This window comes from Natronomonas aquatica (genome assembly GCF_024449025.1).
Classification (GTDB): domain Archaea; phylum Halobacteriota; class Halobacteria; order Halobacteriales; family Haloarculaceae; genus Natronomonas; species Natronomonas aquatica.
The window spans coordinates 323,322-346,639 of record NZ_JAHLKM010000001.1 but is presented as its reverse complement, the minus strand read 5'-3'; the positions used below and the strand labels follow the sequence as shown (position 1 = coordinate 346,639).

The window sequence follows — 23,318 nt, the reverse complement described above, 5'->3', positions numbered from 1 at the left end:
TAGACGGTTCGGGGAGACCGCTTTTCCGACGGATACTCGAGTTTATCGAAGTTTCAAGGCCAAAGGCTCGTCCTTCTGGCCGGAGAGAATATCAACTACTCCCGGCGGAATAATATACGCATCGAGGACCTACCGCGCTGTATGGACGATACTGAAGCGGACACGATGATGGTTATTGCCGGGGTCGCGCTCAGCCTGTTGACCCTGATAGAGATTTACTCGAGTTGGAAGAACGCCCGGGAAGACCGCACAGCGTGACGAACACACAGCGTACGAGTTAGCGAGCGGTAGTAGCAACCGCCACAGGACACGGTCAAGCCGATGACTGGGCAGAGGCGAGCCTCGAGGACAGGTCGGCAGCACCAGTCTGGGATTCGATTCGACGATTCGACTCGTCCCGCTCGTTTCAGTCGCTGAGCTCCTCTATGCCTTGTTTGATCTCCTCGAGTTTGAAGTACGATGCCATGGCGAGTATCGTGACAGGCCACAGACCGACGAACTGTCCGCGCTGTTTGTCACCACTGACATAATAGAAGTATAGCGCAAGCACGACAGAACCCACTGATGCTAACACAGCAGTACCAAGGCCATCGGTGCTAATATCTTCCATCGCTTTCGTCGTCGGTTTGTCGGTTGAGTCGGCCATATCTCTGATTGTTTCCGAAGCATAAAGTCAGTTCCTATATATTATCCGACATTTACAACGTACCCGCTCTCCATTCAGCGTATTTGCTGGCCTATCACCAAAGAGAATCCCAACAGAGCCTGACCCGGTTATACCGAAGAATCCATCTACTGATTCTCAAAGCCCACACCGGGCGTTACCTACGTTAGTTCACCACAACGATCTCACGCCGATACGATTAATCACCATACAGCAGGCCCCTGCAATCATCGAAGACCTCATCTCCGCGGAATAGACGGCGCCGACGAACCCTTTTTATCCGCTTTTGCCGACACCTCCCGCCGCGACGGACGACCTTATCCGGAACGACCGCCTATCGGCGGTCGATGAGCGACGAGGAACCTATCACGGTGTATTCGGATTACGTCTGCCCGTTCTGTTATCTCGGCCGGCAGTCGCTGTCGGCGTATCAGGAGACACGGGACCGGCCCCTCGAGATCGAGTGGCGGCCCTTCGATCTCCGGGCAGGAAAGCGGGGTCCCGACGGGGAGATCGATCACTCGGTCGACGACGGCAAGGACGAGGCGTACTACGAGGAGGTCAAAGAGAACGTCACGCGGCTCAAAGACGAGTACGGCGCGGAGGGGATGCTGGGGATCGATGGGACGCCCGAGGTCGATTCCTTCGATACACAGGTCGCGGCCGCCTACGTTGACGCGGAGTACCCGGAGGCGTGGCTCGCCTTCGACGAGGCCGTCTTCGAGGCGCTGTGGATCGAGGGCCGTGACATCGGCGATCCCGACGTGCTGGCCGGCCTCGCCGACGACGTCGGACTCGACGGCGAGGAGGTCCGCGTGGCGATCGAAAGCGGGACCAACCGCGAGCGGCTCCGGGAGGACTTCGCGGCGGCGAGGCAGGCGGGGGTTTCCGGCGTCCCGACGTTCGTCTACGACGGCCACGCCGCCCGCGGGGCGGTCCCGCCGGAGCACCTGCGCCGGCTGGTCGAGGGGACGTAGGCACGCTGTCTGTCACCCGCGTCGGAGCCGGACGAGTGCGCCGACCGAGAGGAGCCCGAGCAACGCCCCCACGGCGAGCGTCGGGAAGGCGGCGGAATATCCCGCCCGGTCCAACGCGAGGCCGAAGACGACCGGCGAGACGACGGTCGTCGTGAACCCCACGAGCGACTGCAGCGACAGGGCGGTCCCGACGTGGCTCTCGTCGACGACCTCGGTCACCATCGTCGAGGTCGGCGCGCTGTCCATCGTGATGGCGACGCCGTAGATCAGCACGATCCCGAAAAGCGCCGCGATCGAGAGCCCGCCGAGCAGACCGAACACTGCGCTCAACGAGGCGCTTGCGGCCAGCCCGATCCCGATCGTTCGGGGGCGGCCGATGCGATCGCTCAGCCAGCCGCCGGCCACGTTCCCCACGCCCCCCATGACGATCATCAGCCCGACGACGAACCCCGGGAGCAGCCCCGATCCGGTCGCGGCGAAGGCGGGTGCCGCCACGAGGAAGGCCAAAAGCCAGTTGCGAACCCCGAACAGCTCCCAGTTGTGCCACGAGTAGATACTGACCGCATACAGGTACTCGCGGTTGCGGAGAACCGAGAGATCGAACGCCTCGCCTTCCCTCCCCGACCGTTCGGGGTGATCGCGGGTCAACGCGAGCATCGGCGGCGCGACGAACAGCGCGCCGACGCTGGTGACGCCGACGGCCAGCCGCCAGTCGACCACGTCGGCGACGGCTGTGGCGAAGACGAACGACAGCCCCGACCCGACCGAGAACGTCCCGATGTAGATCCCCAGCGCCCGCCCTCTGACCGACTCGGGGAACCAGTCGCTGACGAACCGCATCCCCGGCACGTAGACGCCGGCCATGAAGAGCCCCGAGAGGAACCGCAGGACCGTCCCGCGGAGAAATCCCTCCGCGAAGCCCGCAAACAGCAGGCTCGGCACCCCGGTTCCGGTCGCGCCGACGGCGATCACCCAGCGCGGCGAGTACCGGTCTGCGAGCCACCCCGCCGGAACGATCGCCACGAGATAGCCGGCCTGGAACGCCCCGAAGACGATCCCCGCCTGGGTGCCCGAGAGCCCCCACTCCTCGACGACCAACGGCAGCACTGCCGAGTAGTTGAACCAAACCAGCACGGAAAAAAACAGCGCGGCAGCCGTCACACCGAGTACCCGCCGACGCTCTCGCATGTCCGTCCGGTATCGAGCGGCGAGTATTACTTTTGGGGATCGTCCGGGCGGTCGATGCCCGTCTAGAACTCTTCGACGTGCGGCCGGAGGTCCAACTCCAGCGTCCAGGCGGACCGGTCCTGCGTCACGAGATGCCAGTAGGAGTCGGCGATCGCGTCGGGATCGAGGAATTCTTCGGTGTCGCGGTCGGTTCCGGTCGCGCCTCCGGGTGGCAGTATCCCCCCGTCGATGACGACGTGGGCGACGTGGATCCCCTCGGGGCCGAGTTCCCTGGCCATCGACTCGGCCAACCCCCGGACGGCGAACTTCGCGGCGCTGAATCCGACGGCCCCGTCGCGCCCCCGGATCGCGGAGGTCGCGCCGGTGAAGATGACGGTCCCGCCGTCGCCATCGGGCATGTCGGGGACGGCCGCCTGCGAGCACAACAGCCCGCCGTAGGCCGAGACGCGCCAGGCCTCCTCGAAGGCTGCCGGCGAGATCTCCCGGAGGCCCTTCCAGGCGCCGCCGCTCGCGTGGTTGACGAGGACGTCGACCGGCCCGAACGCCTCCCGGACGGCCTCGAAACCGGCCGCGACCGCGTCCGGGTCGGTGATGTCCGTCGGGATCGGGAGGGCGTTCTCGCCCAGTTCGGCCGACAGTTCCGCGAGGTAGTCCTCCGAGCGGGCGAAGAGCCCGACCCGACAGCCTTCCTTGATGAACCGTCGGGCGATCGACTCGCCAAGCCCGGGACCGACGCCGGCGATGATTGCCGTCCGTGTCATACCCTTCCCGAGGGATGCCGGCGACAAAACCGTATCGTCCGGCGGGTTTTTGTCTCCCGGCATCGAGCCACGGATATGGGACAACTCGACGACGAGACGGTGATCGTCACGGGCGCGAGCCGCGGGCTCGGGGCGTCGATGGCAAAGCGGTTCGCCCGCGAGGGCGCGAACACGGTGCTGTCGGCCAGAAGCGAGGCCGACCTCGAGGCGGTCGCCGCCGAGACCGCCGGAGAGACGCTGGTCGTCCCCGCCGACGTGACCGACGAGGCGGCCGTCGAGGCGCTCATCGAGGCGACCGTCGAGGAGTACGGCGACCTCACCGGGCTCGTCAACAACGCTGCCATCGGGCTTTTGAGCCTCTATGACGAACGCCGTGAGGTCACCGGGATCGACGCCGAGGACTGGCGACTCATCATGGAGGTCAACGCCACCGGCCCCTTCCTGTGTTCGAAACACGCCGTCCCCGAGATGTCGGCCGGCAACGTCGTCAACATCTCTTCGGGGCTGGGCCGCCGCGGCTCGGCCGGGTGGGGCCCCTACGTCGCCTCGAAGTGGGCCCTCGAGGGGTTCACGAGGACGCTTGCGTACGAACTCGAACCCGAGATCAACGTCAACGGCCTCGATCCCGGCGGCCGCGTCGAGACGAAGTTCTGGGATCACCTCCCCGAGGACGAACGTGAATCCATCCGCGATCCGGACGTGATGGACGACGCCGCAGTCGCGCTCTTGGCGCAGGAACCGGGCGGCGTCACCGCCGAGTCGATGGCGGCCGAGGAGTGCGAAGAGCGGCTCGGCTGATCAGGCCGGCTCGGTCTCGCCGTCCCGGTCGCGCTCCTCGCGATCCTCCCCGCGTCGGTTCCGGTCGGCGGCGAGTTCCCGGTCGATGCCGTCCTCGAACGCCGAGACCGACTCGACGGTGAGGACGTTGCCGCCGCCGGGATCGACGACCATGACCTCCTCGCCCTCCGCAATCTCGCCGTCGAGCGCCCGGGCCTGATAATAGGGGTTGAAGCCGCCGCTCTCGAGTTTCACCTCGCCGTCGCCCTTCGTGACGTGGCGAGTGACGCGGCCGGTTTTGCCCTGCAGTGAGGCCGAATCGCTCGTCTTCCCGCTTCCCTTCCCGCCGTAGAAGTCGAACTGCCGGTAGCCGTACAGCGCCGTCCCGCCGGCAACGAGGACGATCGCCGCCAACACGAGCGGCAGCGCCGCTGCCGGCAAAAGCGGCCCGACGAGCAGGCCGGCCAGCCCCGCCGCCAGCAGGGCGATACCGACGACGATGAAGTGTGCGCCGGGGGCGAACGCCTCCATGACCATCAGCGCTGCCCCGATCAGCACGAGCAGGAACGGCACCGACAGCCCGAACAGTTCGGCCATACGTCGTGTAGGGCTTCCCGGTGGTTAACGCTTCGGCCGGGGATATCTACGCCGGCACCGACGCGCCGTACCCGGTGTCTTCGACGGCCGCCACGAGCCGATCCGGATCGGCGGCGCCCTCGATCTTCACCTCGCCTGCGGCCCGATCAGCCCTCGCCCGGGCGACGCCGTCGACGTCCTCGAGCGCTTCCTCGACGGTCCGCTCGCAGTGTTCGCAACTCATCCCTTCGACGGTTATTGTCCGACTCATCGCGATCGGAGCTACTCGCCACGGCTCTTTGTCGTTTTCCCCTTCGATTCCAAAGTCACGTCCCGACCGAAGCCGATTTCTCTGAAGTATATCCGGGCGAACAGTATTGTATCCGGAGCGACTACCCCGGGTATGCGCGATCTCGACGAGACCGACATGGAGATCCTCTCGCTTCTGGCCGAGAACGCCCGTCGCCCGTTCAGCGAGATCGGCGATGTGGTGGGTCTCTCGGGCCCGGCCGTCTCCGATCGGGTCGAACGGCTCCGGGAGGCGGGGATCATCGAGGGCTTCACGATCGAGGTCGACCGGGCACAGCTACGGGCGGGCGTTCCGGTGTTGGTTCGGGTAGAACTGCCGACCGGATCGCTGGAACCCGCCCGCGAGCGCGTCCGGGATACCGACGGCGTCGAACACGTGTTCGTGACCGCCGACGGCGGGCTTCTGTTTTATGCCCGCCTTGAGGCCCGGAACGTCCGGCAGTGGATCGAGACCCGTTTCGAGGGGATCGAAACCGCCGACTACACCGTCACGCTGGTCGACGACGTCGAGTGGACGCCCTCGGTCGACGGCGTCGAGTTCGCTTTGGCCTGCGCCGAGTGCGGCAACACGGTCGACAGCGAGGGCGAGACGGCCCGGATCGACGGCGAACTGTATCACTTCTGTTGTCCGTCCTGTCTCTCCCGGTTCGAGGACCGGTACCGCCGGCTGGAGGAACGAGCGTAGCTCGGTCTCGGGCGGGCGGCTTTCGACGCTGTCCGATCCCGGGTCGACGGCTTTGGAACCCGAAGCGTCACGCGCGCCGAACCCGGCATCTCGAAGCAGAAAACGTCCTAAAGGTGGCGGCCGTAGTATACGACACTAATGGCGACCCGAAGGACACAACTCGACATCACGGGGATGTCCTGTGCCAACTGTTCGACGACGGTTCAGGACACACTGGAGTCTCTTGACGGCGTCGCCTCGGCGTCCGCCAACTACGCCACCGACGAGGGGACTGTCGAGTACGACCCCGAGACGGTCTCGCTCGGGGACCTCTATGACGCGATCGACGATGCGGGATACGGCGCGGTTTCCGAGACGGTGACGGTCGGTATCTCCGATATGACGTGTGCGAACTGCGCCGAAGCCAACGCGACCGCGCTCGAGGGGACGCCGGGCGTTCTCGGGGCGGAGGTGAACTACGCGACCGACGAGGCACAGGTCACCTACAATCCCGCGGAGGCGTCGATCGAGGACGTCTATGAGGCGATCGAGGACGCCGGCTACTCGCCGATCCGCGAGGACGGCGCCGACGCCGACGCCGACGCCGATGGCGGTGGCGGTGCCGGGGACGCCCGCGACGACGCCAGACGGGCCGAGATCCGCAGACAGCTCCGGTTGACGCTGTTCGGGGCCGCGCTCTCGGCGCCGCTGCTTTTATTTATGCTCGATCACCTCCTCCTCGGCGGCGAGATCGTCCCCGAGACGGTCTTCGGCGTCCGGTTCGGGTGGGTCCAGTTCCTGCTCGCGACGCCGGTACAGGCCGTCCTCGGGTGGCCCTTCTATAAGAACTCCTACAAGGCCCTGGTCACGAACGGCCGCGCCAACATGGACGTCCTCATCGCGCTGGGCTCTTCGACCGCCTACCTCTACTCGATCGCAGTCCTTGGGGGGGCAATCGCGGGCGACGTCTACTTCGATACGGCCGCGTTCATCCTCGTTTTCATTACGCTGGGCAACTATCTGGAGGCCCGATCGAAAGGGCAGGCCGGCGAGGCGCTCCGGAAACTGCTGGAGATGGAAGCCGAGACGGCGACGCTCGTCGACGGCGACGGGACCGAACGGGAGGTCGCCCTCGATGACGTCGCGGTCGGGGACCGAATGAAGGTCCGCCCCGGCGAGAAGATACCAACCGACGGGGTCGTCGTCGACGGCCAAAGCGCGGTCGACGAGTCGATGGTCACCGGCGAGTCCGTCCCGGTCGAAAAGTCGGATGGCGACGAGGTGATCGGCTCGACGATCAACGAGAACGGCGTCCTCGTCGTCGAGGCGACGAAGGTCGGATCGGATACGGCGCTGCAGGGAATCGTCCGGACGGTCAAGCAAGCCCAGTCCCGCCAGCCCGACATCCAGAACGTCGCCGACCGCATCTCCGCGTACTTCGTCCCGGCGGTCATCGTCAACGCGCTGTTTTGGGGGCTGGTCTGGTCTTCTTTCCCCGACGCGCTGGCCGGGTTCGTGAACTCGCTACCGCTTTGGGGCCCGGTCGCCGGCGGCCCGGCACCGGCCGGCGGGGGGGTCTCGGTGTTCGAGTTCTCGATCGTCGTCTTCGCCTCGGCGGTGTTGATCGCCTGTCCCTGTGCGCTCGGGCTTGCGACGCCCGCCGCGACGATGGTCGGGACGACGATCGGCGCCCGCAACGGCGTCCTGTTCAAAGGCGGTGACATCCTCGAACGGGCGAAGGACGTCGACACCGTCGTCTTCGACAAGACGGGGACGCTCACCGAGGGCGAGATGGAGTTGACCGACGTGGTCGTATTCGACCCGGACGGCGAGCCGATCCCCGACGGCGGAACGCCGGCCCCCGACGGTGGCGAACTCACCGCCCGAAAGCGGCCCTCCACGGACGAGGTCCTCCGGCTCGCCTCGAGCGCCGAACGCGGCAGCGAACACCCCCTCGCGAGGGCAATCGTCGAGGCTGCCGAGGAGCGCGGGCTGGACGTGCCCGACCCCGAGGCCTTCGAGAACGTCCCGGGACAGGGGGTTCGGGCGACGGTCGAGGGAAGCGAGATCCTCGTCGGGAACCGCACGCTGTTGGGCAACGAGGGGATCGACCCCTCACCCGCCGCGGAAACGATGGAACGGCTCGAAAGCGAGGGCAAGACGGCGATGCTCGTCGGCCGCGTGCCCGCCGGCACATCGGGCGGCGAACTCCTCGGCGTCGTCGCGGACGCCGACACGGTCAAAGAGAGCGCGAAACGCGCCGTGACGGCCCTCCGGGAGCGGGAGCTCGAGGTGATGATGCTCACCGGCGACAACGAGCGGACCGCCCGCGCGGTCGCAGAGCGGGTCGGGATCGACCCCGAAAACGTCCGAAGCGAGGTCCTCCCCGAGGACAAATCCGAGGCCGTAGAACGGATCCAGTCGGGGGGCCGGCAGGCGATGATGGTCGGCGACGGCGTCAACGACGCGCCGGCGCTGGCCGTCGCGTACGTCGGCACCGCCATCGGTTCGGGGACGGACGTCGCGATCGAGGCCGCCGACGTGACGCTGATGCGGGACGACCCCCTCGACGTCGTGAAGGCGATCCGAATCTCGGATGCGACGCTGCGGAAGATCAGACAGAACCTGGCGTGGGCGCTCGGGTACAACACCCTGATGATCCCGCTGGCCTCGCTGGGGCTGCTCCAGCCGGTGTTGGCCGCCGCCGCGATGGCCTTCTCGAGCGTCTCGGTGCTGACGAACAGCCTCCTCTTTCGCCGGTACACGCCCGACCGCGATTACGAACTGCTGGGCCGGCTGCGTTGACATCCTCCCCGCGCTAAAGGGCTGTCTCTTACCCATAAGTTCACTGAGCTCCAAACGGACGCTTCAGACGCTTTTGATCCCGATCTGCAATCAGAAAATCGAGATGTGGAGCGATTCGGGCGGTGATATCGGCGGTAGGGGGTTACTGAATGCGGGTGAACGAAATCGGAAATCGCCACATAGAGGAGTTCCATCCGTAGGTATTGGGATGTTCGGTTGAACGCATTGATCTCGGCACCGACCCGATTTGTGGGTAAGAGACAGCGCTAAAGCACGGGGCTTTCTCCTTGTACTTCCGTAAGGCGGCCGTCTTATCCCTCCAGCGCCGTCTCGAGTGCCTGCTGGAGGTCCTCGCGCAGGTCACCGACTTCCTCGAGCCCGACGCTTGCCCGGACGAGCCCGTCGGTGACCCCGGTCGCCAGCCGCTCTTCCCGCGGGATCGCCCCGTGGGTCATCGTCGCCGGCTGTTCGATGAGGCTCTCGACGCCCCCGAGGCTCTCGGCCAGCGTGAGCACCTCGGTACTGGAGACGAGGGTTCGGGTCGCCTCCAGCGAGCCGTCCACCTCGAAGCTCACCATGCCGCCGAAGTCGTCCATCTGCGCTGTGGCCACCGCGTGGCCGGGGTGGGTCTCCAGTCCGGGGTAGTAGACGCGGGCGATGTCGGGGTGGCCCGCCAGCCACTCGGCGAGCGTTCGGGCGTTCTCACAGTGCCGGTCCATCCGCACGGGGAGGGTCTTGATGCCCCGCAGCGCGAGAAAGGCGGTGAACGGGTCCGGCGTCGCCCCGACGCTGTTCTGGTAGAACCCAAGCCGTTCGTCTAGCTCGGGATCGTCCGTGACGAGCGCGCCGCCGACGAGATCCGAGTGACCGCCGAGATACTTCGTCAGCGAGTGGGCGACGATGTCCGCGCCCCATTTCAGGGGCCGCTGGAGGTACGGCGTCGCGAACGTGTTGTCGACAGCAAAGAGGATCTCCCGATCGCCGATCAGTTCGGCGATCGCGCCGATATCGACGACCTGCAACAGCGGGTTCGTCGGCGTCTCGATCCAGACGAGTTCCGTCTCCGGGGCGAGCGCGTCCGCGACGGCGTCGGCGTCGGTCGGGTCGACGAACTCGAAGGCGAGATCGTACGCCTCGTACACCTGGGTGAACAGCCGATGGGTGCCGCCGTAGACGTCCTCACCGACGACGACGTGATCGCCCGCCTCCAGCAGGTTCAACACGGTGTTGATCGCGGCCATGCCGCTGGCGAACGCCCGGCCGTGGGCGCCGCCCTCGAGGCTCGCGAGGTTCGCCTCCAGGGCCGTCCGCGTCGGGTTCCCGGTCCGGGAGTACTCGTAGCCGCGATGCTCCCCGGGGCGGTCCTGTGCGAACGTCGAGGAGGCGTAGATCGGCGTCATGACGGCGCCGGTCTCGGGATCGGGTGCCTGCCCGGCGTGGATCGCCCTGGTATCGAAGGCGCCCTCGGCGTCCGCGCGGTCGTCGGCCGGCCCCTCTTCGGCGGTCATGCTTTCCCCTCCCACTGCTCGAAGGAGCCGTAGACGTTCTTCGAGAGGTACCGCTCGCTCGAGTCCGGAAAGACGGTCACGACGGTCTCGTGGGGGACCTCGAGTTCGCCCGCCGCGATCGATTCGGCGACCCGGCGGGCCGCGACGCTCGCGGCGCCGGAGCTGGAACCGACGAGGTGGCCCTCAGCCGAGGCGAGCCGGGTCACCTCCCCGTGGGTGTCGCGGTCGCTCACTGTCACGATGTCGTCCACTGTGTCGGGATCGAACACCTCGGCGAACGCCGGATCGTGCGTTCCGATCCCCTCCGTCTTGTAGGGCGCCTCCGTCCGCTCTTCGCCGAGCCGTTCGCCGTACGTCGAGCCGTCGGGTTCGACGGCGACGATCCGGGCCCCGGGGACGCGTTCGCGCACGGTGCGGGCGATCCCCACGAGGGTGCCGCCGGAGCCGACGCCCGCGACGACGGCCCCGACGCGACTGTCCAGCGCCTCGAGTATCTCCGGCCCCGTGGTTTCGGCGTGTGTCTCGGCGTTCAGCGGCGTCGCGAACTGCTGTGGCACGACGGCGTCCGCCCGCCGGTCGGCGATCGCTTCGGCCGTCTCGAGCGCGCCGGCCATCCCCGCCTCGCCCGGCACGTGGACGATCTCGCCCCCGAGAGCGGCCATCAGTCGCTCCTTCTCCTCGCTGAATCCGCGGGGAACGACGAAGACGGCCTCCAGATCCAGCCGGGTGGCGGCCAGCGCCATCCCGATCCCGGTGTTGCCGGCCGTCGGCTCGACGACCGTGCCGCCGGGCGGGAGGTCGCCGCGTTCCAGCAGCCGTTCGAGGATGTACTTGCCGATGCGGTCCTTCACGCTCCCGCCGGGGTTGAACGTCTCGAGTTTCGCGTACACGGAGACGTTCGCCGGCGTGTCGTGGAGTTCGACCAGCGGCGTGTCGCCGATCGTTCCGAGGATCGATTCGTGTGGGTCGTGGGTCGTGGTCATGTCTCTGGGTCGTGTTGTCGGGCGTTCGCTGTCCGGTTCCGTCACCGCCGTCGTCGGATCAGTTCATCGACACCGACACCGACAACCGGTGGCAAACCCAGAGGAAAAACAGGTCGGATCGGCTTCGCCGCGGGAACGGCGCTTCTGTGACACCCGCCGCCGTCGGCGGGGCAACGAGTCGCGGGCTCCCGTGGGTCGTGACGTTACCGTCACGGCCGCGATCGGGGTTGGGTCGACTCGTCCCATAACTCCGACTACGACATCTCGGCTTTTGTCGTTTTCCTTTCGCCGCCGGAACTGCGGCGTTCCATCGCCTACAGCGTCGACGGTTGTTCGAGATACGGCTCGCTCAGGCTTCCGCCGCAGCCCCGGCTTCGTCGACGACCGCCTCGAAGTCACCGTCGACGCGCCTCTTTATTGTACATTCCATACAATATAAAACAATTCTACCCGTATCAATCGTTCGGCTCCGGAGTCGGTTCGATCCCGCCGGGCGGCTACCGCTGGATGCCGGAGCCGGATCCCTCGGGGTCGACCAGTTTCTCCACGTCGGACGGCGTGACGACGGCCAGATCGCCCTCGACCGTCTGTTTCAGCGCGGCGGTCGCCGCCCCGTATTCGAGCGCCTCCGGCACGGCGGCACCGTCGATGCGCTTCGAGAGGAACCCGCCGACGAAGGCATCGCCCGTGCCGACCGAGTCGACCGTTTCCGTCTCGAAGGCTGGCTGCTCGAACAGGCGCCCGTCGTGCCGTGCGATCGCCCCCTCTTTGCCGCGCGTGACGATGACCGTCCGGAAACCGAAATCGCTGTTGAGGGCTGTCGCGATATCGTTCGGTCGCCCGTCGTAGCCGAAGATCGTCCGGATGTCCCGCTCGGCCGCGACGAGTACGTCGATCGCCGGGAACAGCCCGCTCAACTGTTCGCGTGCTTCCGGGGGCGACCAGAGCTTCGACCGGTAGTTGATATCGAAGGCGGTAGTCGTCCCGGCCTTTTGCGCCGTCCGCAACAGCTCGTCTGTCGTCTCAGCGAGGCGATCGGAGAGTGCGGGTGTGATGCCACAGGTAAAAAAGACCGACGCGTCCGTTACAGCCGATCGATCGAAATCGTCCGGCCGAGCCGTCGTGATCGCCGCATCCGACCGATCGTAGACGACGTTCGTCTCCCGCGGGGGCGAGGCTCGCTCGATGAAATAAAGGCCCTGTCGGTCCGAGTCGGCCCAGTGGATCTCCGGGTCGACCCCATGGGACCGCAACTCGCCGGTGACCCGCCGCCCCAGCGGCGAGTCCGGGAGCTTCGAGAGCCACGTGGCGTCCGTCCCGAGGCGGGCGGCGGCGACGGCAACGTTGCTCTCGGCGCCCCCGATCCGGAGATCCAGTTCCCGGGCCGTCTCCAGCCGCTCGCCGACCGGCGTGCTCAGCCGGAGCATCGTCTCGCCGAATGTCACGAGATCCGACATGTTACCGGGCGGTTTCCGCGATGTCGATCAGTCGTGTCGCCGTCTCGGTCAGGCGGTCGTACTCGCCGTTCGCGACGGCGTCAGCGTCGACGAGCGCGCTCCCGACGCCGACGGCGGCCGCCCCGCTTTCGAAGAACGCGGCCGCGTTGTCGGGGGTGACGCCGCCGGTCGGAACCAGCGGGATCTGCCCGAGCGGCCCTCCGATCGCGCTCACGTGGGACGGACCGAGCGTCGAGGCCGGAAAGAGCTTGCACATGTCGGCGCCGGCCTCGGTCGCGGTGAGCGCCTCCGTCGGGGTCATGACGCCCGGGATCGTCGGCGTCCCGTGCCGGTTCCCGGTCCGGATCACGTCGGTCTCTACCGTCGGGGTCACGAGGAACTCGGCCCCGGCACGCTGGCACGCGCGGGCCGTCTCCGCGTCGAGGACGGTCCCGGCGCCGACGGTTACCTCCTCGCCGAACGCGGCGGCGATGCGTTCGATCGATTCCAGTGCCGCGGGCGAATCGGCGGTGACCTCACAGGCTCGGATCCCGCCGGCGACGAGCGCGTCGACGACATCGAGAATGGAATCCGCTCCGACGCCCCTCGCGATCGCCACCACGCCGGTGTCGAGAACGGGCGCCAGTGCGTCCCGGGTATTCATATATGGGCGAATACGGAGGGTATACATTAATTGTTCCGAAGCGCCGCGAACCCCCGCAGTTCTCGAAGGCTCGTAAAATCCGATAGACGTCCGTTACCGCTGCTTCACGCGAACGTAAAGAGGGGCTTGCAGGTCTCCGACCGGAGGAACGACTCGAACGCCGCCGTGGGATCGTCGACGTTGTAGGAGTAGTCGACGATCGGGTCGACGTCGATCGCCCCGCTCTCCATCAGCCGGATCGCCCGCTCGAAGTCCTTCCATTTCGACCCGTACGACGTGCCGACCGTGATCTCCCCGCGGACGACGGGCGTCATGAACAGATCGCTCGACCCGCCCGGGAGGCCGACGACGACGACCTCACCGCCCTTGCGGACCTGCTCGACTGCGACCTCGACGCCGGTCCGGTGTCCGGTCGTATCGAAGACGACGTCGAACCCGACCCCGTCGGTGAACGACTCGGTCCGGTCGTCAAGCGGGTCGGCCTCGATGTCCACCGTCTCGATGTCCATCCCTTCGAGCATCGGGAGCCGGTATTCGCTGTCCTTTCCCAGACCGGAGACGAGAACGTTCGCCCCCGCCGAATCGGCGACGACCGCAGAGAGGACGCCGATCGGCCCGGGCCCCTCGACGAGCACGTTGTCGCCCGGGCTCACCGACGACTGGGCGAACACCGCCCGGGCCGCGACGCTCGTCGGCTCGGCGATCGCGGCCTCCTCGAGCGGGACCGTATCGGGGAGCCGGTGGACGGACGGCTCGTCGACGGCGACGTACTCGGTGTAGGCGCCGTCCCGGTGCATCCCCCTGATGGAGAAGTTCTGACAGACGTTCGATTGTTCGTTCTTGCACTGGAAGCAGGTCCCACAGCTTCGGACCGGCTCCTCGAGTACGTGGTCGCCTTCGGAAAACTCGGTGACATCGGCGCCGACCTCCACGACGGTCCCGGCGTACTCGTGGCCCATGATCCGGGGGATCGGGATCCACTCGTATCCCTCCTCGCAGGTGTAGGCGTGGGCGTCACTCCCGCAGACGCCGGCGCTGTGAACCTCGATCAGCACCTGGTTCGGCCCGACGGTCGGTCGCTCTCGCTGCTGTACCTCGACGCTCCGTTCGCCCGTTTGAACTATCGCTTTCATCGATAATCGGTATCGTGGGGACGATCCTACCTACCGCTCTCGGACGGACCGACATCAATATTTGGTATCGGGTTGCCGCCGTGTCGGTATCCCGGCTCAGAACGTGCCGTACTCCTCGTAGGCGTCGACGGGTGACATCCCCTCCTCGATGGCCGTCCTCATCTCCGATTCCGTGTCCCGTTCCGTCTCGGCGTCGGCGAGCACCTCGCTTTTGACCCCTTCCGGAACGACGACGACGCCGTCGGCGTCCGCCAGGACGACGTCGCCGGGCGAAACCGTCACGCCCCCGACGACGGCCGTCTCGCCCCACTCGACGAGTTCCCACCTGGGGAGGGCATCGAGCGGGGATCGACGGTCGGTAAAGACCGGGAACCCCTGTTCGACGATGAACTCGGTGTCCCGGACGGCCCCCTTGATCACCGCGCCCCGACAGCCGTTGTTGTGCAGGGCCGTCGTCGTCAACTCGCCGATGTGAGAGGCGACGGCGTCGTTCGCGTCCAAAAGCAGCATCGAGTCCGCGGGCGTCTCTTCGATCATCCGCAGGAACCGGTAGGCTTGCTCGTCGGGATCGACGCTCCGGTTGGCCCGTCCGACGGCGGGATGGGCGATCCCGGCGGCCCGCATCCCCCGATCCAGCGGATCGATACCGTGGAGAGTCTGGTCTTCGTACCCGTGGTCGTCGAGTATGTCGGCCACGAGCCCGGTGTACAGCTCCCCGTACCTGTCACACAGTTCGGCCTCCGTGATATCTCCTGTCATAGCCCCGATTGTGTCCGTCGTTATATAAACTCTTCTCGGACGCCGGGACCGGTTATCCACCGACCTGGGGCCGATCGCCCCGCCTCGAAGCGGAACTGGATCCCCGAGCCCCCGGGCGAAATTCGGGGGGACGGATAATGGGATGTTTTAAGTTTCCTCGAAATCTTGTGCGGGACGATATGGCACTCTGGTCCGAACAGAAGCCGGCAGAGGATTTCTACCGGGTGTTGGCGCCCGACGGGACCCTCGTGAACGAACCGCCGGGGCTCGAGGAGGGCGAACTCAGAGAGCTCTACCGGACGATGAAGCTCACGAAACGGTTCGAGGACAAGGCTCTCAAACTCCAGCGGGCGGGGGAGGTCAGCATCATCTCGCGGTGCCGTGGCGAGGAGGCGACGCCGCTCGGGGCCGCCGCCGCGCTCGAGCCCGGCGACTGGTGTCTCCCGCTGTACCGGCAACGGTCCGGCCTCGTTTACTGGAACGTGCCCCTGGAACGACAGCTGGTCGGGCTGATGGGTGCCGAGCCGGAGACGATCGACGAGCACCTGCCGGACGACCTCGAGGAGCCGGACGTGAACTTCTCGCCGATCTACGTGCCGCTCGGCTCGAACCTCCCGAACACGGTCGGGTCGGCGCTGGCCGACAAGCTGAACGGGCGGGATACGGTCTCGCTGACGTTCGTCGGCGACGGTTCGACGAGCGAGGGTGACTTCCACGAGGCGCTCAACTTCGCGGGCGTCTTCGACGTGCCCGCGGTGTTCGTCTGTCAGAACAACCAGTGGGCGATCTCGGTCCCCGCCCACCGGCAGACGGCCTCCGAGACGTTCGCCCAGAAGGGCGACGCCTACGGGATCCCCAACGAGCGCGTCGACGGCAACGACATCTTCGCCGTCTACGAGAAAGCCAAGGAGGCCGTCGATCGCGCCCGCAACGGCGGCGGGCCGACCTTCATCGAGTGTGTGACCTACCGCATCGTCGAGCACAACACCGCCGACGAGCCGAGCGTCTACCGGGACGAAGAGCAGCGGGAGTACTGGCTCGAACGCGATCCGATCGACCGGTTCGAGGCGTACCTGCTCGAGGAGGGCGTCATCGACGCGGATACGATCGACGCGATGGAGGACGCGATCGACGAACGGATCGACGAGGCCGTCGAGATCGCCCGCGACGTGCCGACGTCCTCCCCGGAACTGATGTTCGAGAACCACCTCCGGGGGACCTCCTGGAAGGAGCGCCACCAGCGCGCCGAACTCCAGCGGGAACTCGACGGAAAGAACCCGTTCGTCGACTGGACCGGGGAGGGGTTCGAATGAACGACACACGCACGACCGACGGCGAGACGACCGAGCGGAACCTCGTCGAGACGATCAACCGGACGCTCGCTGACGAGATGCGCAACGACGCGTCGGTCCGGCTCATGGGCTACGACATCGGCCCGATCGGCGGCGTCTACCGGACGACGGAAGGGCTCTACGACGAGTTCGGCGGCGATCGGGTCATCGACACGCCGCTGTCGGAAAACGGGCTGCTCGGAACCGCCGTCGGTATGGCGATGCGCGGCGAGCGGATCGTCCCGGAGATCCAGTTCATGGGCTTTTTCTACCCCGCTTTCGGGCAGTTCATGTACACGCTGGTGAAGATGCACGAGCGGTCCGGCGGGGCGTTCGACGTGCCGATGACGGTCCGGATGGTCTGTGGCGGCGGGATCAAGGCCAGCGAGTACCACTCCGAATCGACGGAGACGTTCCTGGTACACACCCCCGGCGTCCGCGTCGTCTACCCGAGCGGGCCGCGGGAGGCGAAGGGACTGCTCGCGGCGAGTATCCGTCACGACGATCCGGTGGTGTTCATGGAGCACAAGAAGCTCTATCGGACCCACCGCGAACCGGTCCCCGAAGAGGAGTACACGCTCCCGCTCGACGAGGCCCGGATCGCCCGCACGGGTGAGGATCTGACGCTCATCTCCTGGGGCGCGATGGTTCGACACGCCGAGACCGCCGCCGACCGGGTCGACGCAGACGTCGAGATCATCGACCTCCGGACGCTTTCCCCGCTCGATATCGAGACGGTCCTGGAGTCGGTCAAAAAGACCGGCCGCTGTGTCGTCTTCCACGAGGCGAGACGGACCCTCGGGCTGGGGGCGGAACTGACCGCGGTAATAAACGAGTACGCGTTCGACCGGTTGCACGCGCCGGTCCAGCGCGCCACGGGCTACGACGTCCACTTCCCCGGCAACCAGATCGAGGAGGCGTACCTGCCCGACCCCGAGCGTGCACAGTATGCCATTGAGGCGGTGATGAACTATGAGTTCTGAGAGCCAACGCCAGCGGTTCGAATTCCGGATGCCCGACCCCGGCGAGGGGCTGACTGAGGCCGAACTTAGCGTCTGGCACGTCGAGGAAGGCGAGGAGGTCGAAGCCGACGACGTGCTCTGTGAGGTCGAGACGGACAAGGCGCTCGTCGACATCCCGGTCCCCTGTTCCGGTGAAGTGCTCGAACTGCGGGCCGCCCCGGGGGAGGTCGTCGCTGTCGGCGACGTCATCGCGGTCTTTGCGACCGCGAACCCGCCGACCGATCGGACGGCGGCCGCCGACGCCGCCGACACAGAGCCGGAAGAGCCCGAGGCTCCGGCCGACGGTTCCACCGAAGCGGACGCCGAGCCGGCCGAACCGGCCGCATCGACCGACCCGTCAACGGCGGACGACGGGCGGACGTTCGCGGCCCCGAGTACCAGACGCTACGCCCGCGAGCAGGGCGTCGATCTGGCCGCCGTCGAGGGCTCCGGTCCCGAAGGTCGGGTGCTCAGAGCCGATATCGACGCGTATCTCGAGGACGGAACGGAACCGGACGAGGATGCCGCTCCCGGCGGGGAGCCGGAGCCGGAGACGGCGACGACACGGGTCGAGACAGCACAGGAACCATCCACGGCCGACGGCGCCGAGTACGACGAACACGGCGCGGTCGTCCGCCGGCCGCTCAAGGGGCTACGCAGGACGATCGCCGACAACATGGTCGAGTCGAAACGGAAGATCCCCCACGTGACCTCCGGGTTCAAGGCCGAAGCCGACGAACTCGTCGCGCTCAAAGAGCGGCTCGACGAGGCGATCGACGCGCCGGTGACGTACACGACGCTGTTGATGAAGGCCGTCGTCCCCGCGCTCGAGGAGTTCCCGGAGATCAACGCGAGCATCGACGACGTGTCCGACGAGGTCGTCGAGAAACACTACTACAACCTCGGTATCGCGACCCACACCGAGGCGGGACTGATGGTGCCGGTCATCGACGACGTCGATGGGAAATCGATCGCCGAACTGGGAACCGAACTGGCCGACGTGGTCGAACGGACCCGCGAGCGGTCGATCGACCCCGAGGAACTGCGGGGCGGCACGTTCACCATCACGAACACGGGCGGTCACAGCGAACACGGGACGTTCGGAACGCCCATCATCCGCCACCCGGAAGCGGCGATCATGGGGGTCGGACGGATCAAAAACGAGGCGGTCGCGGTGAGCGACACCGAGACGGAAGTCAAAAAGACGGTCTCGCTGACGCTGTCGTACGATCACCGGCTCATCGACGGCGTGACCGCCACGGAGTTCATGGAGTACGTCATCGAGGGAATCGAAAACCCGGACGTGCTGCTGGCGCGGCTGTAGGTCCCGCCGATCTTTTCCGTTCGGGAACCAACCGAACCGGCAAGGAGACAGCCGGCCGTATCAGAAGCCGCTGAACTTGTCCGGGCGATAGAGGTCCAGTTCGCTGACGGTGTTCGGTTGCTCGCGGGTGGCCGCGAACACGATCGCCTCGGCGATATCGCCCGGATCGCTGGCCTCCTCGGGACCGTACCGTTCTTTCATCCGGGAGCCGTCACCGAACTCCGAGCGTACCTCCGTCGGGTTCACGACGGAGACGGCGATCCCTTCCTCGCCGACCTGCGCCTCGAGGCTGTGGGCGAAGCTTCTGGCCCACGATTTGCTCGCGGCGTAGACGGGGTTGAACGGCCGCGGGTACTGCCCGGCGAAGCTCCCGACGATCACCACGTGCCCCTCCGACTCCCGGAGGTGGGGGATCGACTCGCGGGCGGTGAAAAACACCCCGTCAGTGTTGACATCCATCATCCGGTGGTACTCCTCGTCCGGGAGGTCCTCGATCGCCGAACCGGCGATGAGCCCGGCGTTACAGACCGCCACGTCCAGCCCGCCGAACTCCTCGACGGTTCGCGCGACGGTTTCGGCGACCGCGTCGCTGTCGCGGACGTCGGTCGGAGCGACGAGCGTTCCGACGCCGTGCTCGGATTCGAGTTCCTCGGCCAGTTCCTGTAGGCGCTCCTCGCGGCGGGCGGCGAGCGCGACGTCCCCGCCGGCGGCGGCGACCTCCCGGGCGGTGGCCCGGCCGATCCCGGCGCTGGCTCCAGTCAACAGTACGGTCTTCCCTTCGAGCGGTTGTGAACCGGTCATCGTCGGGCGTTCGCGGGGTGTGTAATTATACCCTTGGCCCTCGGTCTACCCGGGCGAGGAATCGACGGACGCTGCTCTCCGATATTTATATACTTGCCACCCGAGAACGGCCGTCCATGACGAACCACGGTCCCGACATCCTCGTACTGCGTGAAAAGCTCCACGGGATGGGCTCTCAGGAGTGTACGGAAGCGCTCGAGGAACAGCTTCCGGAGCACGACGTCCGAACGGCCCGTACCACGGCCGAAGAGCGGGAACTCATCGCGGAGGCGCCCGTCGCCGTCGGCCTGCACATCGACGAGGAACTGATCCGGCGCGCCGAGAAACTCGAGTACTTCGCCGCGGCGTCGGCCGGCATCGGTCACCTGCCGATGGAGACGCTCGATTCGGAGGGCGTGGTCGTGACGAACGCCAGCGGCGTCCACGTCCCCAACATCCCCGAACACGTTATCGGGTGGATGCTGGCCATCGCCCGGCGGCTGGACGAGGGTATTCGCCGCCAGCGCGAATCGCGGTGGCAACACTACCAGGCCTTCGGGGAACTGGAGGGCAGTACCGTCACCGTCGTCGGGCTCGGGCCGATCGGGGACGGGATCGTCGAACGGCTCGAACCGTTCGGGGTCGAGACGATCGGCGTCCGTTATTCCCCCGAGAAGGGCGGCCCGACAGACGAGGTGATCGGGTTCGAGGACGCCACCTTCCAGGACGCGCTCGCCCGGACGGATTATCTGGTGTTGGCCTGCCCGCTCACGGAAACGACGCGCGGGCTCGTCGACGAGGAGGCGTTCGGAACGCTGCCGTCCGATGCGGTCGTCATCAACATCGGCCGGGGGCCGATAATCCACACCGACGCGCTCCTCGGGGCGCTGCGCGGCAACAAGATCCACAAGGCCGCCCTCGACGTGACGGACCCCGAACCGTTGCCGGCGGACCACCCGCTCTGGAACCTCGAGGACGTCCTCATCACGCCCCACATGTCCGGGCATACCGACGCGTACTGGGAGCGGGTCGCCGACATCGTCGCCGAGAACGTCCGCGCCGCAGAGGGAGCCGATGGGTACCGGGATCTCGATCTCCGCAACCGGGTCGACGCGGACGACTGACCAGCCCTGTGGTCGAAGTACCGTTCGGAGGTTTCCCCATCCGTCCGGGGTTTACCCCACGAACAGCCGAGAGATAACGAACAGCGCGAACCCGACCCCGAGCAGGACGAAGACGGCACCTTCAAGCGAGGGGTCGCCGGATTCGATCGGCTCGGTCCGGCTCTTTTCGGCCGCTTCGACGGCCGCGGCTTCCGCCTCGCGGGCCTCGATGTCCTCGAGCGTGAACCGCCACTCCCGGGCTTGATCGCCGTTTCCCGACCCGGCGTCGGCCGATCCGTCCGGTCCGTCCGGTCGATCGTCGGCGTCGGGGACGTCCGGCGGCTCCGCCGCGTCCTCGCGGTCGTTCATACCGACTGTACCGACGGCGGACGCAAATGGCTGTCGGCGGCGATCGCCGTCATCGGATCTTCGTCCCCGGCTCGGCGTCGCCGTGGGTGGTCAGCAGGTCGGCCTCCTCGCCCGCCGCCAGGAGCATCCCGTCGGATTCGACCCCGAAGAGTTCGTTCTCCTCGAGGTTCGCGACGACGACGATACGGGTGCCCGAAAGCGATTCCAGATCGTGGAGCTGTTTGATGCCGGCGACGATCTGTCGTGTCTCGAGGCCGATATCGACCTCGAGCTTCGCGAGCTTGTCGGCTCCCTCGATCGGCTCGGCCGACAGTACCTCCCCGACCCGGATGTCGAGTTCTTTGAACGCCTCGAAGCTCACCCGGTCGTCGGCGATCGGCTCGAGGTCGGCCACCGCGTCGTCGGTTTCTTCGCCGTCGGCTTCGTCGCTATCGGCCTTTTCACCGCCGTCGTCGGCCGCCTCGATGCGTTCCTCGAGCTGACGGTTGAGCCCCGCGACGCGGTCGTCCTCGATCTGTTCGAACAGCTCGACCGGATCCTCGAACCCGGCCGGCGGGGCGGAAAGCGCCGCCCCTAGGTCGGCGTCGTGGACGCTGTCGTCTTCGCCCAGCTGTGCCCACAGGGTCTCGGCCTTCCCCGGGAGCACCGGCTCCATGAGGACGGCGATCGCCTTCACGAGCTGGACGCAATCGCGGATGACTTCCGCGGCTCGTTCGGGCTCGTCGTCGGTGAGTTTCCAGGGTTCGTGCCGCTGGATGTACTCGTTGCCGAACTTCGCGAGTTCGACCGGGGTGTGCCCCAACCCGCGGACGCGGTAGTCGTTGACCGCCGTCCGGAAATCGTCCATCGCCGCCTCGATTTCGGCTTCGACCTCCTCGCTCACCTCGGCGTCGGGCGTCCCGTCGTAGTTACGCTCGGCGAAGAGCAGCGACCGATACAGGAAGTTCCCCAGCGTCCCGACCAGCTCGTTGTTGACCCGTTCCTGGAGGCCGTCCCACGAGAAGTCCACGTCCGCGGTGAACTCGCTGCCGGTGACGATGTGATACCGGTACAGGTCGGGGTGAAGTCCCGACTCGACGTAGTCGTCGGCCCACACCGCGCGGTTCCGGGAGGTCGAGAAGGCCTCCCCGTCGAGGTTGACGAATCCACACGCCATCACGGCCCGCGGTTCGTTGAAACCCGCCCCACGCAGCATGGCGGGCCAAAAGACCGTGTGATGCTGGATGATGTCGTGGCCGATGACGTGGACGATCTCGCCGCCGTCCGGCTCGGTTTCGGTCCCGTGATTCTTCCAGACGGCCTCCCAGTCGTAGGTGTCGGCGCCGACCGCTTCGGTGTACTGTTTGCTCGAGGAGACGTACTCGATGGGGGCGTCGACCCACACGTACAACACCAGCTCCTCTTCGCTCTCGGCGGTTTCACCGCCTTCCCGAGGCGTCTCCGAAGCCTCGCTTCCGGGGTAGTCGATTCCCCACTCCATGTCACGGGTGATACACAGGTCCTGGAGTTCGCCCTCGATCCACTCCCGGGGCTGGTTTTGGGCGTTGTCGGTGCCTTCCAGCCGGTCGATGAACTCGTTAAGGTACTCCTGGAAGTCCGAGAGCCGGAGGAACTTGTGTGGACGGGTGCGGTACTCGGCGGGGTTTCCCGTGATCGTCGAGACCGGATCCTCGATTTCGCCGGGCTCGAGGTGTCGCTGACAGCCCTCGTCGCACTCGTCACCGCGGGCCCTCTCACCGCAGTACGGACAGGTCCCTTCGACGAACCGGTCGGGGAGTGGCTGGTCGGTTTCGGCGTCCCAGGCGACCTCGATCTCCTTTTCGAAGACGTGGTCGCCGTCGATCCACGACCGGACGAACGACCGGGTCATCTCGGCGTTCGTCCCGTCGTGAGTGTGGCCGTAGTTGTCGAACTCGACGTTGAACTCCGGGAACGTTTCCTCGTACTGTTCGTGGTACTCCAACGCAAAGGACTCGGGATCGACGCCCGCCTCGGCGGCGTTGACCGCGATCGGCGTCCCGTGCATGTCCGAGCCACTGACGAACGCGACGTTCTGGCCGAGCCGATCGAGCGCCCGCGCGTAGGCGTCGCCGCTGACGTAGGTCCGGAGGTGGCCGACGTGGAGGTCGCCGTTGGCGTACGGCAACCCACAGGTGACCACCGCCGGGGACTCCGTCGGAAACTCCTCGTGCATACACGATAGCCC

General features: G+C 66.6%; 22 protein-coding genes. 8 read left to right on the top strand and 14 right to left on the bottom strand.

Features of this window, described 5'->3' with window-relative positions; genetic code table 11:
• Nucleotides 1–406 precede the first annotated feature (406 nt).
• The gene (locus tag KM295_RS01840; protein WP_256028158.1) at nt 407–646 is read right to left on the bottom strand and encodes a hypothetical protein; all 240 of its coding nucleotides are present in this window, start codon (nt 644–646) and stop codon (nt 407–409) included.
• Between the two features lie 365 nt (nt 647–1,011).
• Between KM295_RS01840 and KM295_RS01835 the strand changes: the two genes are divergently transcribed.
• Nucleotides 1,012–1,641 (top strand): DsbA family oxidoreductase, encoded by a 630-nt coding sequence (locus tag KM295_RS01835; protein WP_256028157.1) that lies wholly within the window; start codon nt 1,012–1,014, stop codon nt 1,639–1,641.
• A gap of 12 nt (nt 1,642–1,653) precedes the next feature.
• Here KM295_RS01835 and KM295_RS01830 read toward each other — a convergent pair whose 3' ends face one another.
• Both KM295_RS01830 and KM295_RS01825 read right to left on the bottom strand, forming a co-directional pair.
• Nucleotides 1,654–2,829, bottom strand: coding sequence for an MFS transporter (locus KM295_RS01830; protein WP_256028156.1), 1,176 nt, complete (start codon nt 2,827–2,829; stop codon nt 1,654–1,656).
• 62 nt (nt 2,830–2,891) lie between these two features.
• Nucleotides 2,892–3,590 carry an SDR family NAD(P)-dependent oxidoreductase gene (locus KM295_RS01825; protein ID WP_256028155.1) on the bottom strand — a complete coding sequence of 233 codons (699 nt, stop codon included), beginning with the start codon at nt 3,588–3,590 and terminating at the stop codon, nt 2,892–2,894.
• A gap of 75 nt (nt 3,591–3,665) precedes the next feature.
• Between KM295_RS01825 and KM295_RS01820 the strand changes: the two genes are divergently transcribed.
• Nucleotides 3,666–4,388 (top strand): SDR family NAD(P)-dependent oxidoreductase, encoded by a 723-nt coding sequence (locus KM295_RS01820; protein WP_256028154.1) that lies wholly within the window; start codon nt 3,666–3,668, stop codon nt 4,386–4,388.
• Here KM295_RS01820 and KM295_RS01815 read toward each other — a convergent pair whose 3' ends face one another.
• The gene (locus KM295_RS01815; RefSeq protein ID WP_256028153.1) at nt 4,389–4,964 is read right to left on the bottom strand and encodes an NfeD family protein; all 576 of its coding nucleotides are present in this window, start codon (nt 4,962–4,964) and stop codon (nt 4,389–4,391) included. It lies immediately after the preceding gene.
• A gap of 46 nt (nt 4,965–5,010) precedes the next feature.
• Nucleotides 5,011–5,214 carry a heavy-metal-associated domain-containing protein gene (locus tag KM295_RS01810; RefSeq protein WP_256028152.1) on the bottom strand — a complete coding sequence of 68 codons (204 nt, stop codon included), beginning with the start codon at nt 5,212–5,214 and terminating at the stop codon, nt 5,011–5,013.
• 132 nt (nt 5,215–5,346) lie between these two features.
• Between KM295_RS01810 and KM295_RS01805 the strand changes: the two genes are divergently transcribed.
• Together KM295_RS01805 and KM295_RS01800 are read left to right on the top strand one after the other, a co-directional pair.
• Nucleotides 5,347–5,937 (top strand): AsnC family transcriptional regulator, encoded by a 591-nt coding sequence (locus KM295_RS01805; protein WP_256028151.1) that lies wholly within the window; start codon nt 5,347–5,349, stop codon nt 5,935–5,937.
• 138 nt (nt 5,938–6,075) lie between these two features.
• The gene (locus KM295_RS01800) at nt 6,076–8,721 is read left to right on the top strand and encodes a heavy metal translocating P-type ATPase (RefSeq protein WP_256028150.1); all 2,646 of its coding nucleotides are present in this window, start codon (nt 6,076–6,078) and stop codon (nt 8,719–8,721) included.
• Between the two features lie 311 nt (nt 8,722–9,032).
• Here the strand turns inward: KM295_RS01800 and KM295_RS01795 are convergent, their stop codons facing one another.
• The 6 genes from KM295_RS01795 to KM295_RS01770 form a co-directional block, all read right to left on the bottom strand.
• The gene (locus KM295_RS01795) at nt 9,033–10,229 is read right to left on the bottom strand and encodes a cystathionine gamma-synthase (protein WP_256028149.1); all 1,197 of its coding nucleotides are present in this window, start codon (nt 10,227–10,229) and stop codon (nt 9,033–9,035) included.
• Entirely contained in the window at nt 10,226–11,212 is a 987-nt protein-coding gene (locus KM295_RS01790) for a PLP-dependent cysteine synthase family protein (RefSeq protein ID WP_256028148.1), read from the bottom strand. The genes KM295_RS01795 and KM295_RS01790 overlap by 4 nt, the downstream gene beginning before the upstream one ends.
• A 497-nt stretch (nt 11,213–11,709) precedes the next feature.
• The gene (gene kdgK1, locus KM295_RS01785; protein WP_256028147.1) at nt 11,710–12,669 is read right to left on the bottom strand and encodes a bifunctional 2-dehydro-3-deoxygluconokinase/2-dehydro-3-deoxygalactonokinase; all 960 of its coding nucleotides are present in this window, start codon (nt 12,667–12,669) and stop codon (nt 11,710–11,712) included.
• A gap of 1 nt (nt 12,670) precedes the next feature.
• The gene (locus tag KM295_RS01780) at nt 12,671–13,312 is read right to left on the bottom strand and encodes a bifunctional 4-hydroxy-2-oxoglutarate aldolase/2-dehydro-3-deoxy-phosphogluconate aldolase (protein WP_256028146.1); all 642 of its coding nucleotides are present in this window, start codon (nt 13,310–13,312) and stop codon (nt 12,671–12,673) included.
• Between the two features lie 104 nt (nt 13,313–13,416).
• Nucleotides 13,417–14,445 carry a zinc-dependent alcohol dehydrogenase gene (locus KM295_RS01775; protein WP_256028145.1) on the bottom strand — a complete coding sequence of 343 codons (1,029 nt, stop codon included), beginning with the start codon at nt 14,443–14,445 and terminating at the stop codon, nt 13,417–13,419.
• Between the two features lie 96 nt (nt 14,446–14,541).
• On the bottom strand, nt 14,542–15,204 hold the full coding sequence (locus tag KM295_RS01770) for an RraA family protein (protein ID WP_256028144.1): 663 nt from the start codon (nt 15,202–15,204) through the stop codon (nt 14,542–14,544).
• Nucleotides 15,205–15,383: 179 nt separating this feature from the next.
• On the opposite strand from KM295_RS01770, the gene KM295_RS01765 reads away from it, so the two are divergent.
• Genes KM295_RS01765 through KM295_RS01755 form a run of 3 tightly spaced genes read left to right on the top strand, consistent with a single transcriptional unit; the run spans nt 15,384 to nt 18,860 of the window.
• A complete protein-coding gene (locus KM295_RS01765; protein ID WP_256028143.1) occupies nt 15,384–16,517 on the top strand; it encodes a thiamine pyrophosphate-dependent dehydrogenase E1 component subunit alpha in 1,134 nt (377 codons plus the stop codon).
• The gene (locus KM295_RS01760) at nt 16,514–17,518 is read left to right on the top strand and encodes an alpha-ketoacid dehydrogenase subunit beta (RefSeq protein ID WP_256028142.1); all 1,005 of its coding nucleotides are present in this window, start codon (nt 16,514–16,516) and stop codon (nt 17,516–17,518) included. Before KM295_RS01765 ends, KM295_RS01760 begins: the two co-directional genes overlap by 4 nt.
• Nucleotides 17,508–18,860, top strand: a complete 1,353-nt coding sequence (locus KM295_RS01755) for a dihydrolipoamide acetyltransferase family protein (protein WP_256028141.1) — start codon at nt 17,508–17,510, stop codon at nt 18,858–18,860. The genes KM295_RS01760 and KM295_RS01755 overlap by 11 nt, the downstream gene beginning before the upstream one ends.
• Nucleotides 18,861–18,920: 60 nt before the next feature.
• Here KM295_RS01755 and KM295_RS01750 read toward each other — a convergent pair whose 3' ends face one another.
• Nucleotides 18,921–19,661, bottom strand: a complete 741-nt coding sequence (locus KM295_RS01750; protein WP_256028140.1) for an SDR family oxidoreductase — start codon at nt 19,659–19,661, stop codon at nt 18,921–18,923.
• Between the two features lie 116 nt (nt 19,662–19,777).
• Here KM295_RS01750 and KM295_RS01745 point away from each other — a divergent pair, with 116 nt between their 5' ends.
• On the top strand, nt 19,778–20,764 hold the full coding sequence (locus KM295_RS01745; RefSeq protein WP_256028139.1) for a D-2-hydroxyacid dehydrogenase: 987 nt from the start codon (nt 19,778–19,780) through the stop codon (nt 20,762–20,764).
• A 51-nt stretch (nt 20,765–20,815) separates the two neighbouring features.
• Here the strand turns inward: KM295_RS01745 and KM295_RS01740 are convergent, their stop codons facing one another.
• Together KM295_RS01740 and metG are read right to left on the bottom strand one after the other, a co-directional pair.
• On the bottom strand, nt 20,816–21,112 hold the full coding sequence (locus KM295_RS01740; RefSeq protein WP_256028138.1) for a DUF7312 domain-containing protein: 297 nt from the start codon (nt 21,110–21,112) through the stop codon (nt 20,816–20,818).
• Between the two features lie 49 nt (nt 21,113–21,161).
• A complete protein-coding gene (metG, locus tag KM295_RS01735) occupies nt 21,162–23,306 on the bottom strand; it encodes a methionine--tRNA ligase (RefSeq protein ID WP_256028137.1) in 2,145 nt (714 codons plus the stop codon).
• Nucleotides 23,307–23,318 lie beyond the last annotated feature (12 nt).

Coding starts and splice junctions, on each gene's coding strand:
- KM295_RS01840 (WP_256028158.1), bottom strand. CDS start 646: ATGGCCGACTCAACCGACAAACCGACGACGAAAGCGATGGAAGATATT.
- KM295_RS01835 (WP_256028157.1), top strand. CDS start 1,012: ATGAGCGACGAGGAACCTATCACGGTGTATTCGGATTACGTCTGCCCG.
- KM295_RS01830 (WP_256028156.1), bottom strand. CDS start 2,829: ATGCGAGAGCGTCGGCGGGTACTCGGTGTGACGGCTGCCGCGCTGTTT.
- KM295_RS01825 (WP_256028155.1), bottom strand. CDS start 3,590: ATGACACGGACGGCAATCATCGCCGGCGTCGGTCCCGGGCTTGGCGAG.
- KM295_RS01820 (WP_256028154.1), top strand. CDS start 3,666: ATGGGACAACTCGACGACGAGACGGTGATCGTCACGGGCGCGAGCCGC.
- KM295_RS01815 (WP_256028153.1), bottom strand. CDS start 4,964: ATGGCCGAACTGTTCGGGCTGTCGGTGCCGTTCCTGCTCGTGCTGATC.
- KM295_RS01810 (WP_256028152.1), bottom strand. CDS start 5,214: ATGAGTCGGACAATAACCGTCGAAGGGATGAGTTGCGAACACTGCGAG.
- KM295_RS01805 (WP_256028151.1), top strand. CDS start 5,347: ATGCGCGATCTCGACGAGACCGACATGGAGATCCTCTCGCTTCTGGCC.
- KM295_RS01800 (WP_256028150.1), top strand. CDS start 6,076: ATGGCGACCCGAAGGACACAACTCGACATCACGGGGATGTCCTGTGCC.
- KM295_RS01795 (WP_256028149.1), bottom strand. CDS start 10,229: ATGACCGCCGAAGAGGGGCCGGCCGACGACCGCGCGGACGCCGAGGGC.
- KM295_RS01790 (WP_256028148.1), bottom strand. CDS start 11,212: ATGACCACGACCCACGACCCACACGAATCGATCCTCGGAACGATCGGC.
- kdgK1 (WP_256028147.1), bottom strand. CDS start 12,669: ATGTCGGATCTCGTGACATTCGGCGAGACGATGCTCCGGCTGAGCACG.
- KM295_RS01780 (WP_256028146.1), bottom strand. CDS start 13,312: ATGAATACCCGGGACGCACTGGCGCCCGTTCTCGACACCGGCGTGGTG.
- KM295_RS01775 (WP_256028145.1), bottom strand. CDS start 14,445: ATGAAAGCGATAGTTCAAACGGGCGAACGGAGCGTCGAGGTACAGCAG.
- KM295_RS01770 (WP_256028144.1), bottom strand. CDS start 15,204: ATGACAGGAGATATCACGGAGGCCGAACTGTGTGACAGGTACGGGGAG.
- KM295_RS01765 (WP_256028143.1), top strand. CDS start 15,384: ATGGCACTCTGGTCCGAACAGAAGCCGGCAGAGGATTTCTACCGGGTG.
- KM295_RS01760 (WP_256028142.1), top strand. CDS start 16,514: ATGAACGACACACGCACGACCGACGGCGAGACGACCGAGCGGAACCTC.
- KM295_RS01755 (WP_256028141.1), top strand. CDS start 17,508: ATGAGTTCTGAGAGCCAACGCCAGCGGTTCGAATTCCGGATGCCCGAC.
- KM295_RS01750 (WP_256028140.1), bottom strand. CDS start 19,661: ATGACCGGTTCACAACCGCTCGAAGGGAAGACCGTACTGTTGACTGGA.
- KM295_RS01745 (WP_256028139.1), top strand. CDS start 19,778: ATGACGAACCACGGTCCCGACATCCTCGTACTGCGTGAAAAGCTCCAC.
- KM295_RS01740 (WP_256028138.1), bottom strand. CDS start 21,112: ATGAACGACCGCGAGGACGCGGCGGAGCCGCCGGACGTCCCCGACGCC.
- metG (WP_256028137.1), bottom strand. CDS start 23,306: ATGCACGAGGAGTTTCCGACGGAGTCCCCGGCGGTGGTCACCTGTGGG.